We start from the raw sequence: 11,479 nt of genomic DNA on the forward strand, positions 1-11,479 counted from the left end.
GAGCATCCCATGCTTAAAATGATCTCAAAACCAGCGGTCAAGCTGGTGGAGCGCTATCTACCCGACCCTTATATTTTCGTATTATTGCTGACCTTAATCGCCTCGGTCGCCGCCATCGCCATTGAGCGTCAAACCCCGCTGGCGGTGCTACGTTTTTGGGGCGACGGCTTCTGGGGATTGTTGACCTTCTCCATGCAGATGCTGCTGGTACTGGTAACGGGCTTTATGCTGGCAAGCTCACCGCCTGTTAAGCGTATTCTGCAAAAGATAGCCGGCACTGCCAAAACACCCGGCGGCGCCATTATTCTGGTCACGTTGGTGTCGCTGGCCGCCAGTTGGATCAACTGGGGCTTTGGGCTGGTGGTCGGGGCGTTATTCGCGAAAGAACTGGCCCGCCTAATTCGCGTTGACTATCGCCTGTTAGTCGCCAGTGCCTACTCGGGCTTTGTGGTATGGCATGGAGGGTTGGCCGGTTCGATACCGCTCACCATCGCCACAGAGGGCCACTTTACCGCCGACCAAATCGGCGTAATAAGCACCGGCTCGACCATTTTTGCATTCTTCAACCTTGCCATTGTGGTCTGTCTGTTTATTTCCATCCCACTGGTCAATCGCCTGATGCTGCCGGATGAGCAGGATAGCGTCTATGTCGATCAGAATATGCTCAACGATGAACCTGAGCCGGTGGGTCGCGCTAACCGTCCTGCAGAGCGGCTTGAGAACAGTTTAACCCTGTCACTGTTGGTAGGTGTGCCGGGGCTGCTGTTTTTACTTGATCACTTTTTGCTACGCAGCGGCGGTTTAAACCTTAACGTCGTCAACTTCATGTTTCTATTCCTGGCCATTGTGCTGCACCGCACGCCCCGCAATCTGCTTAATAGCCTTAACGAAGCGATCAAAGGCGGCGCGGGTATTGTTATTCAGTTCCCTTTTTACGCTGGCATTATGGCGATAATGGTTCAGTCAGGGCTGGCAGAAAGCATGTCTGAATGGCTAGTGTCGTTTGCGACCGCAACGACGCTGCCTTTCTGGTCATTCCTCAGCGCTGGGATTGTGAATCTCTTCGTTCCCTCCGGTGGTGGGCAGTGGGCGGTGCAGGCGCCAGTAATGCTACCCGCAGCACAAGCACTGGGCGCCGATATTCCACGCATCGCCATGGCCGTAGCCTGGGGCGATGCCTGGACGAATCTGCTACAGCCTTTTTGGGCACTGCCGGTGCTCGCCATTGCCGGTCTGAAGGCGAAGGACATTATGGGCTTCTGCCTGATTCAGCTAGTGATTACCGGTGTTATCATCTCCGTTGGTTTAGTGTGGCTCTAGCCTCCAGCCGTTACTTTACTCCGTCGCTCAGCGTCTTCATCGACTTCGACCAAGCCACTGAGCGGCGGTAAGTCATTCAATAGAGAGCCCTCCTATGTCCAGCCCCCCTATCTCCAGCCCCCCTATGTCCAACCACGACCTCAGCACGAATGCCGCCCTTCCTGGACAGCATGAACTTTCCATGACCGTACTAATGACGCCCGACATGGCGAATTTCAGTGGGAAGGTACATGGCGGCGCTATTTTGAAAAAGCTTGATGAAGTTGCTTTTGCTTGCGCCAGCCGCTATTCCGGTCACTATGTAGTGACCCTATCGGTGGATCAGGTGTTGTTTAAACAACCGATTCATGTGGGTGAACTGGTCACTTTCTTAGCCAGCGTCAACCATGTGGGACGCTCATCAATGGAAATTGGCATTAAGGTCGTGGCCGAAGATATTCGCAATAAACTGATCCGCCATACCAATAGCTGTTACCTCACCATGGTCGCGGTGGATGAGGACGGTAAGCCAGCCAGCGTGCCTCCGCTGAATTTGGTAACGCCGCTGCAGAAGCTACGTTTTGAAAAAGCGGCACTGCGAAAAAAGCTCCGTAAACAGGCGGAAAGAGAGGAGTTGCTGACCCAGCAACAGCATCAGGCCCAGCCACTCGCCTAACGTCACCCAACGACAAGGAGTCCGTATGCTCGCCAGGGAACGCCACCCGCACCTGCCGAAAGCGGTCGAATACGCCCATATTGGTTGGGATTTTTTCATTTTAGTACTCGTGGTAATAAATCTCGGGTTACTGCTGTTTGATTCACTCTTTATAATCGGCCCTATAAGCCAGGGCATCGAAAGCATCGCGCCTGGTTTTCACGCCTTTTACGCTGACACGATCCATAGCCGCTTTATCACCATCGACTTGGTGTTTGTCAGCTTTTTTATTGCCGATGTACTGCTGGGCTGGTCAATCGCGATTGCCGAGCGACGCTACCACCGCTGGTTCTTTTACCCTTTCGTGCACTGGTATGACGTGCTGGGCTGTATTCCCCTGGCAGGCTTCCGCCTACTGCGTATTTTACGTGTCGTATCGCTGCTTCACCGGCTGCAGCGCCTAGGCATCATTAATGTTAGACACTGGGATACCTTTCAGTTTTTTGCCAAGTATTACGACATCTTGCTTGAAGAGCTTTCCGACCGTATTGCCTTGAAACTGTTGGGTAATGTACAGCAACAGGTAGGCGCTACTGACTCACTTACCCAACAGGTCATCGATCGAGTGATCATGCCCCGCAAAGCCCAACTGATTCAGGAAATCGCACAGCGCCTGGAGGGCACCGTCGGCAACGCCTATCAAAACAACCGACAAGCCATCATGGCGGCAATTAGTGACCTGGTCACCCGGACCTTGCGAGAAAGCCCTGAGATTCAACGTTTCAACCGCCTGCCCATGGGCCAGCAGGCGACCAGTGCGATGGAGGCATCGCTTAGCGGTGTTGCCCAGCGTCTGGTGGATGAGCTATTGCTGGGCATTCATTCAGATGAGTTTAAACGATTGGTTGAGCGCACCGCGGATAGTGGTTTTGACACCTGGCTCACAGTGGACGAAGGCAGCAATCGCGTCACTGAACAAGTGCTATACGACACGCTCGAAATGCTCAAGGAGCATATTCAACGTCAACGCTGGAAAGATCGCTATGATTAGCACTGGCACCCAAACCGTACGCCCGAAACGTTCTACAACACTGACTTTCCATGTGACAGGATCCGTTAAATGAACGAAGAATGGTTAATCCTTGGCCCTGCCGCGCTTTATATGCTGTCGATGACGCTGACGCCGGGGCCGAACAATGTGATGCTCACGGCTTCCGGCGCGAATTTTGGTTTTAAGCGCACGCTTCCGCACATGTGGGGGATCCTCGGCGGCTGCTTTTTACTATTTGCCGGCATCGCCCTGGGCTTAGGTGTCCTGTTTGAACGCTATCCGCCCATTCAAACCGCGCTGCGCTGGATAGGTAGCGCCTATTTACTCTATTTAGCCTGGAAAATTGCCAGTGCCCCACCGCCCAATCTAAACGCCCATCAACATAGCGTCCCGTTATCGTTTTGGCAGGCCGCCGCATTCCAGTTTGCCAACCCTAAAGCATGGGTAATGGGACTTGCCCTGATGGCGGGCTTTCTTCCCGAAAGCGGTCAGCCGGTCGTCAACGCACTGATACTGGCGAGCTTTGCGGAGCTGGTAGCGCTGCCGTGTGCCGTGCTGTGGGCAGCCTTTGGCACCGCGATTGGTCAGTGGATCAAAAGCGACGGCGCATGGAGGGCATTCAATGTCACCATGGGAATATTAACCGCCGCCTGTGTCGTGCTGATTTTACGCTAGGGCCGCTGTCGTTAGCCGCAGCGCAGCTCTTCAATAACCTCTTGATCGTTTAGATGAATGTTCAAACGATCCGAACGGTAATCCATGGTGGCGACATCGCCAGGGTGCAGCACACGGACGTGACGTGCGTCGCTTTCGCGCTGCAGCTTGGCCTCACTCGTCTCCTCAAATGACTCGCCTACGGCATACTGAATCGCGGCGATATCACACTCGACGGCTCCCTCTGCGCGGGGATTATTTGCCTCGACATTGGGCGGCGGTGGCGCCGCGTCCACGTCGTCGGTCGCCGGGGACATCGGCATCTGGGCGCTAACACAAGCCGTCAGCATCATCGTGCCAACAGTGGTCAGGGAGAGCTTAGCCAGCGTCATACTAGACTTCATCCTTGAATCTCCAACAATGGGTAATTGAAAACCGGAAGTGGAAAATCCGGGTTAAAAAATCGAGCAAGGTTACGAGGCTTACCCTCTAACAACCAGGTATAAAACGTCAACGGGCTGGACAAATGCCCAACCCGTTGGTTACCACTTTTGGCTTATGCGGTATTACTTAGTTTGCTGCATCTTGAACGGCTTGACCGCCTTCTTCCACATCCTGGCCAGCGCCAGCGATAGTGTTGCAGCCAGCTAAAACGCCAGCGGTCATTAGCAGCATAAAGCTCATGGCCAATAATTTTTTCATTTCCGTTCTCCATAACGAGTTGTTCGATATCGTAAACTCCACTGACAATCAACATTGTCGCTTGGGAGTTTTTTAAGGGTAACAGCGTTTTAGCAATTGCGCTTGCTTTCCCTACGCCTGTTTACCGCTGCTATGCTAACAATTATCCAACCTGTTGTCTGGAGCTACGTCTTTGATCAATTTCGAGCTAGATGAACGTCTTGCCGCTGACACGTTCCCCGTTACCGACCTTCCCCTTTGCCGCGTGCTGCTAATGAATGACGCGCGTTACCCATGGGTCATTCTAGTACCGCGAGTCGCCGCTATTAGCGAAGTGTTTGAACTCTCGACCGCTGATCAGCAAACGCTATGGCATGAAGCCAGCCATCTAGGGGAGGCGATGAAAACGGCGCTAGCGGGCGACAAAGTCAATATTGCCACGTTAGGCAATGTGGTCAGTCAACTGCATGTCCATGTGGTGTTACGTCGACACGCTGATGCCTGCTGGCCAGCGCCGGTGTGGGGCAACGGCACGCCCGAGCCTTATTCACTGGAAGAACAAGCGCAATTACGCGATCGCTTGCTAGCGCTAACTGATGGGCTCAACGTCGCCAATCATTAACCCGTCAGTGGATGACTGGGCTGAGCATTGGGCTGAATCAATAGCGGCCCGCTAGCAGGTTGAGTAGCGCCCGCAATGCTCAGCGAGATGCCCAGCGCAATGATCAGCGCCCCACCCGTTAACGCCAGCCAGCCAGCCGCTTTTTGTACATGGCGCGGGCTATAGTGCTGTCGGGATAGGCGACGCTGTGCCCAACCACGAGCAAAGATACTTGCCATCGCTAGAGCAGAAACGGTGAGACCGGTGCCAAACGACATTGCCACTACCGATAGTACGCCAACCTCAAACTGACCCAGCAGGCTGGCCGCACCCAGCATTAACACCGCGCCACTGCAGGGGCGCATGCCAATGGCCCCCACGGTTATCATTGCCGTGCGCCAATCTAGCGCCTGCTGAGGCTCAATATGATGCGCCCCACCGCAGCAATGATCGTGGTGATGGTCATGATCATGGTGGTGATGCTGTTGATGATCGGCATGCTCAGCCATGGGCGCTTGAACTTGATCGGCAGGCCGATAAGCACGCCGCAGCTGTTTAACCGCCCGCCAACACAGCCAGGCTCCTAACGCGGCCACCAAAATAAAGCTTGCCTGCTCCACCCAAGCCACACTGCCCATGGCTTGCCGGGTAATCCAACCAAGGCCATAAACCAACACAACAATCAAGGCGATGGCTGAGACACCTTGTAATAGTGAAGCAGCAAACGAGAGCCCCAGGGCACGCTTTACCGCGCCGCCGTGGGTAGTTAAATACGTCGCCAATACGGCTTTACCATGCCCAGGCCCTGCCGCATGGAACACGCCATAGGCAAAGCTGATACTCAATAAGCTCACCCATGTTGCCATCGAGGGAGCCTGAGACAGCTCGCTAATCGCCAGCGTCAGCGAGCGATGTAAATCACGCTGCCAACCGAGCAGTTGATAGCTCACGCTCTGAAATCCGCCTTGCCAAACGATGAGCAGCACCCCCACCGCTAGTAGTAGACCCAGCATTAGCCCCGAGTAACGTATTATCGGTCGCGGTAAAGACATCACACTGCTCCGTAGCGAAAATAACTCTAAAAACGTGTTTATCAATCAACATTACTGACCATCAAAATGGTAACGACATAACATATCAATTTTACCATGGCGTTTTAACAGCGTGTCTGAAGCAGATCCTCGGCCATCACTCAGCGCCCCTTTTTAGCGGCAATCAACCCGGCCAGTTTCAGCAAAAAAACGACCTAAGCCCGGCTCTCCGCTCTCATCGACATCTAACATGGCGGCTTTCATCACCACGTCAGGGTCAGGATCAGCGGGCAGGATAGCGAGCTCGCATGAAGGAAGGCCGTTAAGTATCAGCGCATCCTCGCGAGGCTGATTGTTTTCCGCCTGGTGGACGACTTCAATGTAATAAGTGGGGTCGAACACTTGATACGCTAGTAGAGAACCCGCCAGCGGTGTTGGCGTTTCAAGCGGCAGAATAAACATAAAGGTTAACCGCCCACCGTGCTCCATCAGGGTATATTCGCTGACCTCTCCGAATGCCTGGGGCTCGTCATCAATGGTCACGTTGGACAAATAGTGTTGTCCGGTCAGATTATCGCGTATCTCTGTTCCCAATTGATCCAGTCCTTCCTCAAGACTTACCTCCCCCATTTGTTGAAGCTCCTCAAACACGACCAGACTGTAGAAAGGATCCATCTGCCACGTTTGGTGTAAGCCGCTCACCCGCCCCTCATCGTCGGTGATGATACGTACACTCAGGTCAATCCAACCATGCGGATGAGCCTGAGCGACTGAGCTCGCCAGAAAACTCATCACGCCGAGTACCAGCATGACTGGGGTAATCCCTTTCCTCATGGGGCCACTCCTAACTTATGCTGCAAGGCAACCAGCCATGGGTCTAATAAATAGGGGGGCAGCGGCTGGTTTCCGCGTAAGGCTGACACGCGCACACGACTACCGCTGCCTTCCTCGCTCACCTGTAGCTGCACTCGATATCCCGGCCAGCGAGCAAGCGCCGCCTCGGCACGCCCTAGCGAAAGATCCGCATGGCGAACCACGTAGCCCTGCTCGACCATTAAATCAACGGCTTCGCGAAAGGTTTCGTCTGATGGAGTGGTGTACACCAGCTCACGAGGCTCCAAGGGCGCTGAAGTGGCGCATCCTGTCCCGACAATCCCTAACAGTCCGATTAAAAGCCAGCGATAACTATTCATAACGCCCCCCTTGTCGCAGACACAGCCTGCATAAATTGCGTTTGAAAACGCTGACAGAAATCATCGTTACTGGCGCTGTAGGATTCGCGCATATCGCCCCACTGATCGAAGCGGCGAACATCACGGGAAAGGCGCACGTGAGTGTTGTTTATGAGTACCGATACTCGCTCCACTTCCAGGGGAGGCTGACCTATCCCGCCCCGAAACCCCATTCCCCCAACGCCGATACCGAACCCACCCCGCCCGACACCAAAGCCGCCGAACAGACGCATTCCAGGCGCATAGTCGTCTTCATAAAGATTGTAGTAACCGGGCAGTGTTCGCTCACGGCTAGCGCTGATCAGCCCCAACTCGGTATCGGTCGAATCCAGCGAAAAATCCCATTCGGTGAGCACTTTTACGCTTTCGTCCAACGCGGCTTCAGCACTAATGGCGGGAGACCGGAGCGAACTGGCAGTGGCATTGCTGGACGGAGTAACGATAGCAAAGTAGCACGCCGCGGCGGGGGCGGGTTCCGCTTGCGGCAGGCGATCAGGAACCGTTTGACAGCCAGCAAGCGCCAGCAGGCAAGTTAGGCTTATCGGTATCGATTTCATGTTAGTTCCTCTAACGGACCAAGTCGCTGGTTTGCGGCGGGCTAGCGGGCTAAGCTCCCCAAGGTGATCATATCTAATAGCAACGTATTGAAGACACGCAAGTAAAAACACCAAGTTGTGGAGATCGTGCTGATGAATGTTTTGCTTTGCCCGGACAGCTTTAAAGATGCGCTCAGCGCCCAAGACGCCGCGGCGGCGATGGCGTGCGGCGTTCTTAGCGCCGCCCCATCGGCGCACGTTATCACGTGCCCTTTAGCAGATGGCGGCGAAGGCAGTTTAGCGGCATTGATCGCCTCAACGGGTGCCGGACAGCGCCAGATCAACGTTCAAGACGCGCTAGGGCGGCCAAGACAAGCCTCCTGGGGCTGGCTTAGCAGCCAGCGTACCGCGTTTATTGAGCTGGCAGAAGCCAGCGGGTTACAGCATCTTGCATCCGATGAGCGCAATGCCCTGCATACCTCAACGTTTGGGGTCGGCGAACTGCTGCTGGCGGCGCTCGATGAAGGGGCTGAAAAAGTTCTGCTGTTGCTGGGCGGTAGCGCCACTAATGACGGCGGCGCGGGTATGCTTCAAGCGCTAGGTGCACGCTTGCTGGATCAACACGGTAATTCACTTGCCCCCGGCGGTGCGGCGCTGAGCCAACTCAGCCGGCTAGAACTAGCGGCTCTGGACCCTCGCTTGGCCTCACTGACGGTTGAGGCCGCCGTTGATGTGGACAACCCACTGCTTGGCCCACGCGGTGCCAGCGCCATTTTTGGCCCGCAAAAAGGAGCATCACCTGCAGAGGTTGAACAGCTGGACCGTGCCCTTGGTCACTTTGCCGATATCAGCGCCCAGGCGCTTGGCCATGACTATCGAGAGTTGCCGGGAGCGGGGGCTGCAGGGGGCATGGGATTTGCCGCCAAGGCGTTTTTAAACGCCACCTTAAAACCTGGCATTGAAATGATTATACAGCAGGCCGATATGGAGACCCTGCTGGCTAGTGCTGATCTAGTGATCACCGGCGAGGGCCGTTTAGATGGTCAAAGCCTGGCGGGTAAAACGCCTATTGGGGTTTCCCGTGCAGCCCAACGCTTCAATAAGCCCGTCATAGTGCTGGCGGGTGGTTTGGGCGATGGCTGGCAAGCCTGTTTTAACGAAGGCGTTACCACCGCGATCGCCCTGGCCGATGGCCCCATGAGCTTAGCCGAAGCACTACCACGCACCGCCGAACTTCTGGAAGCACGCTGTGATAGCTTGCTGCGGCTATGGTTAGCCGCGCGTGGATAACGGACATTTGCTCACCTGACCTTGAAAAAGGCAATGAGCGCCAGCATCTATTTACTAGCCACAAGCAGACATCCGTTTGATGTCGTTGAGTTTGATGTGGTTGAGCTCGCTTAATGTTGTTGAGCTATGGTGGCGATGCAAAAAACTTGTTTTGCACAGCCCCACCGACCTCTTAAGCTTGAAAGATGCATTTATCGCCGCTGATGGCGGCCTCACTAGGGAGCAGGATATGACTGATACCAATAGCATTGGCCTACACGAAGGTAGCGCAAGTCAACTCGCCGAAAAGCTCAACCACCTGCTGGCCAACTACCAAATTTTCTACATGAACGTGCGTGGTTACCACTGGAATGTACGCGGCAGCGATTTTTTTGAACTGCACGCCAAATTTGAAGAGTTTTACACCGATTTGTTGACCAAAGTGGACGAGGTTGCCGAGCGCATCCTGACCCTGGGCCACAAGCCGGTACACGCCTACAGCGACTACGTAACGCTTTCCCGCATTCAGGAAGATAAAGACGTTCACGATGGCAGCACCTGCGTCAAAGGCGTGCTGACGGGTTACCAAACCATCATTGAACTGCAGCGCGAACTGCTGGCACTTGCTTCTGACGCCGACGATGAAGGCACCGCGTCTCAAGCGGGCGATTACATCCGCGAACAGGAAAAAACCGTCTGGATGCTCAACGCCTATTTAAGTAAATAAGTTAAGCAAATAAGCGCGCTCTGCAATGTTTGCAAACAGACGCCATGGCGATACACGCCAAGGCAACAAAAACGGCACCGTTCAGGTGCCGTTTTTTTATGCGCTTCTCACTACCAGCGAGAGCAGCACAAGCAAGGCCTAGCGCTGGTCGGCAAGATCCTCTATCAAGGCGCGCAGCATCAGCCAGAATTCCTCAACCGAGGCAAGTTCCACCCGTTCATTGGGAGAGTGGGCGCCGCGAATCAGCGGACCAAACGAGATCATATCCAGATGCGGGTATTTGCTGCCTAAAATACCGCACTCAAGCCCCGCGTGAATCACTTTTACGTCTGGCTCGCTGCCCAGCAGGGCTGCGTGGCGCGCCTTGAACGTCGCCAGCAGCTCGCCATTGGGATTGGGCGCCCAGCCTGGATAGCCATTTTCGACTTTGACACGCGCACCAATCAACCCAAACAGCGCCTGAAAGCGATCCGCCATGGCCGTAACCGCACTGTCGTGCAGTGAACGCACCAGCGCACAAATGTGTAGTCGGCCCTGCTTCAGACTCAAGACGCCAAGGTTATTGGAGGTTTCTACCACCCCCGGCACATCCGCACTCATGCGCTCGACCCCACAAGGCGCTGCGTGCAGAGCAGCCAGCAACATCGCGCTGGCATCCAGCGTTAATGGTTCGTCCTCAGGGGCCGCATCGACACGTTGTGCGCTGATGGCAAGGCCGCTATCACCGCTGCCTAATTCTCTCAACAGAATAGTTTCCAACCCAGCAATAGCGACCATGGCGGCCTCTACTTCATCACTGGGCAGCGCCACCTGGGCAAAGGCTTCACGAGGAATGGCATTGCGTAAGGTTCCCCCCTCATAACTGATAAGACGCGCGTCAAACGCTTCCAGCGCGCGCAACACTCGAACCAGCAGCCGGTTAGCGTTACCCAACGGCAAATGGATATCCACGCCCGAGTGACCACCCTTCAGGCCGGTTAACGCAATATTGATGATTCGCTCATGATCGCCCACGGCGGCGCTTGGCAGTTGGGCATCGACCTCAACATCGGCTCCGCCAGCACAGCCAATGTAGACCTCTCCCCGGTCCTCACTGTCCAGGTTGAGCAGTAGCGAGCCTTCCAGCCAGTTCTCGGCCAGGTTCAGCGCGCCCCCCATGGACGTCTCTTCTTCCAGGGTAAACAGGGCTTCCAAAGGGCCGTGGCGTAGTTCAGGGTCTTCTAGTACCGCAAGAATCGCGGCCACACCCAAGCCATTATCTGCGCCCAGGGTGGTGCCTTCAGCGTGCAGCCAGCCATCAGCCACATAGGTACTGATCGGGTCACGCGTAAAATCATGGGGGTGGCTGCTATTGGCCTGGGCCACCATATCCAGATGACCTTGAAGAACCACCCCGGGCGCCTGCTCACAGCCGGGCGTTGCCGGTTTACGCAGGCGTAAATTACCAAAGCTATCGCGGTCGTGAGCAACGCCCTGGGCATCGGCCCATGCTTCCAGAATAGCGACTAATGCCGCTTCGTGACCCGAGGGGCGAGGCGTATTGCAAAGGGTTCGAAAGTGGCCCCAAACCAGGCTGGGGGTAAGCGCTTCAAGATGTTCGTTCATAGTGACTCTTCGTTAATGGCAGTGAACCTACTTTACCGGTCTGCGTTATTTAGCAAAAGCTAAATAGACCAAGCAGGCTGGATGCATGAAGTGAAAGCATGTTTTTTTGTAAGCACATTGTAACCCGTTATGAGCGGC

At 55.0% G+C, this 11,479-nt stretch carries 14 protein-coding genes; 7 read left to right on the forward strand and 7 right to left on the reverse strand.

All coding sequences use genetic code 11. From position 1 onward, the window contains the following. Positions 1-9 precede the first annotated feature (9 nt). The 4 genes from ACFFLD_RS02560 (at position 10) to ACFFLD_RS02575 (ending at position 3,680) form a co-directional block, all read left to right on the forward strand. Positions 10-1,320 carry a short-chain fatty acid transporter gene (locus ACFFLD_RS02560; RefSeq protein WP_386036188.1) on the forward strand — a complete coding sequence of 437 codons (1,311 nt, stop codon included), beginning with the start codon at positions 10-12 and terminating at the stop codon, positions 1,318-1,320. A 124-nt stretch (positions 1,321-1,444) separates the two neighbouring features. Then, positions 1,445-1,975 (forward strand): acyl-CoA thioesterase, encoded by a 531-nt coding sequence (locus tag ACFFLD_RS02565; RefSeq protein ID WP_386036367.1) that lies wholly within the window; start codon positions 1,445-1,447, stop codon positions 1,973-1,975. Between the two features lie 25 nt (positions 1,976-2,000). Next, positions 2,001-3,005 carry an ion transporter gene (locus ACFFLD_RS02570; protein ID WP_386036191.1) on the forward strand — a complete coding sequence of 335 codons (1,005 nt, stop codon included), beginning with the start codon at positions 2,001-2,003 and terminating at the stop codon, positions 3,003-3,005. A 69-nt stretch (positions 3,006-3,074) separates the two neighbouring features. Further along, positions 3,075-3,680 (forward strand): LysE family translocator, encoded by a 606-nt coding sequence (locus ACFFLD_RS02575; protein WP_386036194.1) that lies wholly within the window; start codon positions 3,075-3,077, stop codon positions 3,678-3,680. An 11-nt stretch (positions 3,681-3,691) separates the two neighbouring features. Here ACFFLD_RS02575 and ACFFLD_RS02580 read toward each other — a convergent pair whose 3' ends face one another. Continuing rightward, complete coding sequence (locus tag ACFFLD_RS02580; RefSeq protein WP_386036197.1) at positions 3,692-4,063, reverse strand: I78 family peptidase inhibitor; 372 nt, start codon at positions 4,061-4,063, stop codon at positions 3,692-3,694. A 166-nt stretch (positions 4,064-4,229) separates the two neighbouring features. Further along, the gene (locus ACFFLD_RS02585; RefSeq protein WP_386036200.1) at positions 4,230-4,361 is read right to left on the reverse strand and encodes an entericidin A/B family lipoprotein; all 132 of its coding nucleotides are present in this window, start codon (positions 4,359-4,361) and stop codon (positions 4,230-4,232) included. Positions 4,362-4,533: 172 nt separating this feature from the next. Between ACFFLD_RS02585 and ACFFLD_RS02590 the strand changes: the two genes are divergently transcribed. Beyond that, positions 4,534-4,962 carry an HIT domain-containing protein gene (locus ACFFLD_RS02590; RefSeq protein WP_386036203.1) on the forward strand — a complete coding sequence of 143 codons (429 nt, stop codon included), beginning with the start codon at positions 4,534-4,536 and terminating at the stop codon, positions 4,960-4,962. Here the strand turns inward: ACFFLD_RS02590 and ACFFLD_RS02595 are convergent. The 4 genes from ACFFLD_RS02595 to ACFFLD_RS02610 all read right to left on the reverse strand — a co-directional run bounded on the left by ACFFLD_RS02595 (position 4,959) and on the right by ACFFLD_RS02610 (position 7,761). Next, positions 4,959-5,993, reverse strand: a complete 1,035-nt coding sequence (locus ACFFLD_RS02595) for a nickel/cobalt transporter (protein WP_386036206.1) — start codon at positions 5,991-5,993, stop codon at positions 4,959-4,961. The genes ACFFLD_RS02590 and ACFFLD_RS02595 overlap by 4 nt on opposite strands. A gap of 153 nt (positions 5,994-6,146) precedes the next feature. Further along, on the reverse strand, positions 6,147-6,806 hold the full coding sequence (locus ACFFLD_RS02600) for a DUF1007 family protein (protein WP_386036208.1): 660 nt from the start codon (positions 6,804-6,806) through the stop codon (positions 6,147-6,149). After that, the gene (locus ACFFLD_RS02605; RefSeq protein WP_386036211.1) at positions 6,803-7,165 is read right to left on the reverse strand and encodes a hypothetical protein; all 363 of its coding nucleotides are present in this window, start codon (positions 7,163-7,165) and stop codon (positions 6,803-6,805) included. The genes ACFFLD_RS02600 and ACFFLD_RS02605 overlap by 4 nt, the downstream gene beginning before the upstream one ends. Next, on the reverse strand, positions 7,162-7,761 hold the full coding sequence (locus ACFFLD_RS02610; RefSeq protein ID WP_386036214.1) for a hypothetical protein: 600 nt from the start codon (positions 7,759-7,761) through the stop codon (positions 7,162-7,164). Before ACFFLD_RS02610 ends, ACFFLD_RS02605 begins: the two co-directional genes overlap by 4 nt. Positions 7,762-7,893: 132 nt before the next feature. Here ACFFLD_RS02610 and ACFFLD_RS02615 point away from each other — a divergent pair, with 132 nt between their 5' ends. Both ACFFLD_RS02615 and ACFFLD_RS02620 read left to right on the forward strand, forming a co-directional pair. After that, positions 7,894-9,030 carry a glycerate kinase gene (locus ACFFLD_RS02615; RefSeq protein ID WP_386036217.1) on the forward strand — a complete coding sequence of 379 codons (1,137 nt, stop codon included), beginning with the start codon at positions 7,894-7,896 and terminating at the stop codon, positions 9,028-9,030. A gap of 229 nt (positions 9,031-9,259) precedes the next feature. Further along, complete coding sequence (locus ACFFLD_RS02620) at positions 9,260-9,736, forward strand: Dps family protein (protein ID WP_386036220.1); 477 nt, start codon at positions 9,260-9,262, stop codon at positions 9,734-9,736. A 138-nt stretch (positions 9,737-9,874) separates the two neighbouring features. On the opposite strand, the gene ACFFLD_RS02625 is transcribed toward ACFFLD_RS02620, so the two are convergent. Continuing rightward, positions 9,875-11,341, reverse strand: coding sequence for an aminoacyl-histidine dipeptidase (locus ACFFLD_RS02625; RefSeq protein WP_386036223.1), 1,467 nt, complete (start codon positions 11,339-11,341; stop codon positions 9,875-9,877). Positions 11,342-11,479 lie beyond the last annotated feature (138 nt).

Origin of the sequence: Vreelandella sulfidaeris, from assembly GCF_042429665.1 — a bacterium.
Lineage (GTDB): Bacteria > Pseudomonadota > Gammaproteobacteria > Pseudomonadales > Halomonadaceae > Vreelandella.

Bases quoted from the DNA above. Each gene is read 5' to 3' on its own strand.
- ACFFLD_RS02560 (WP_386036188.1), top strand. From the start codon at position 10: ATGCTTAAAATGATCTCAAAACCAGCGGTCAAGCTGGTGGAGCGCTAT.
- ACFFLD_RS02565 (WP_386036367.1), top strand. From the start codon at position 1,445: ATGTCCAACCACGACCTCAGCACGAATGCCGCCCTTCCTGGACAGCAT.
- ACFFLD_RS02570 (WP_386036191.1), top strand. From the start codon at position 2,001: ATGCTCGCCAGGGAACGCCACCCGCACCTGCCGAAAGCGGTCGAATAC.
- ACFFLD_RS02575 (WP_386036194.1), top strand. From the start codon at position 3,075: ATGAACGAAGAATGGTTAATCCTTGGCCCTGCCGCGCTTTATATGCTG.
- ACFFLD_RS02580 (WP_386036197.1), bottom strand. From the start codon at position 4,063: ATGAAGTCTAGTATGACGCTGGCTAAGCTCTCCCTGACCACTGTTGGC.
- ACFFLD_RS02585 (WP_386036200.1), bottom strand. From the start codon at position 4,361: ATGAAAAAATTATTGGCCATGAGCTTTATGCTGCTAATGACCGCTGGC.
- ACFFLD_RS02595 (WP_386036206.1), bottom strand. From the start codon at position 5,993: ATGTCTTTACCGCGACCGATAATACGTTACTCGGGGCTAATGCTGGGT.
- ACFFLD_RS02600 (WP_386036208.1), bottom strand. From the start codon at position 6,806: ATGAGGAAAGGGATTACCCCAGTCATGCTGGTACTCGGCGTGATGAGT.
- ACFFLD_RS02605 (WP_386036211.1), bottom strand. From the start codon at position 7,165: ATGAATAGTTATCGCTGGCTTTTAATCGGACTGTTAGGGATTGTCGGG.
- ACFFLD_RS02610 (WP_386036214.1), bottom strand. From the start codon at position 7,761: ATGAAATCGATACCGATAAGCCTAACTTGCCTGCTGGCGCTTGCTGGC.
- ACFFLD_RS02615 (WP_386036217.1), top strand. From the start codon at position 7,894: ATGAATGTTTTGCTTTGCCCGGACAGCTTTAAAGATGCGCTCAGCGCC.
- ACFFLD_RS02620 (WP_386036220.1), top strand. From the start codon at position 9,260: ATGACTGATACCAATAGCATTGGCCTACACGAAGGTAGCGCAAGTCAA.
- ACFFLD_RS02625 (WP_386036223.1), bottom strand. From the start codon at position 11,341: ATGAACGAACATCTTGAAGCGCTTACCCCCAGCCTGGTTTGGGGCCAC.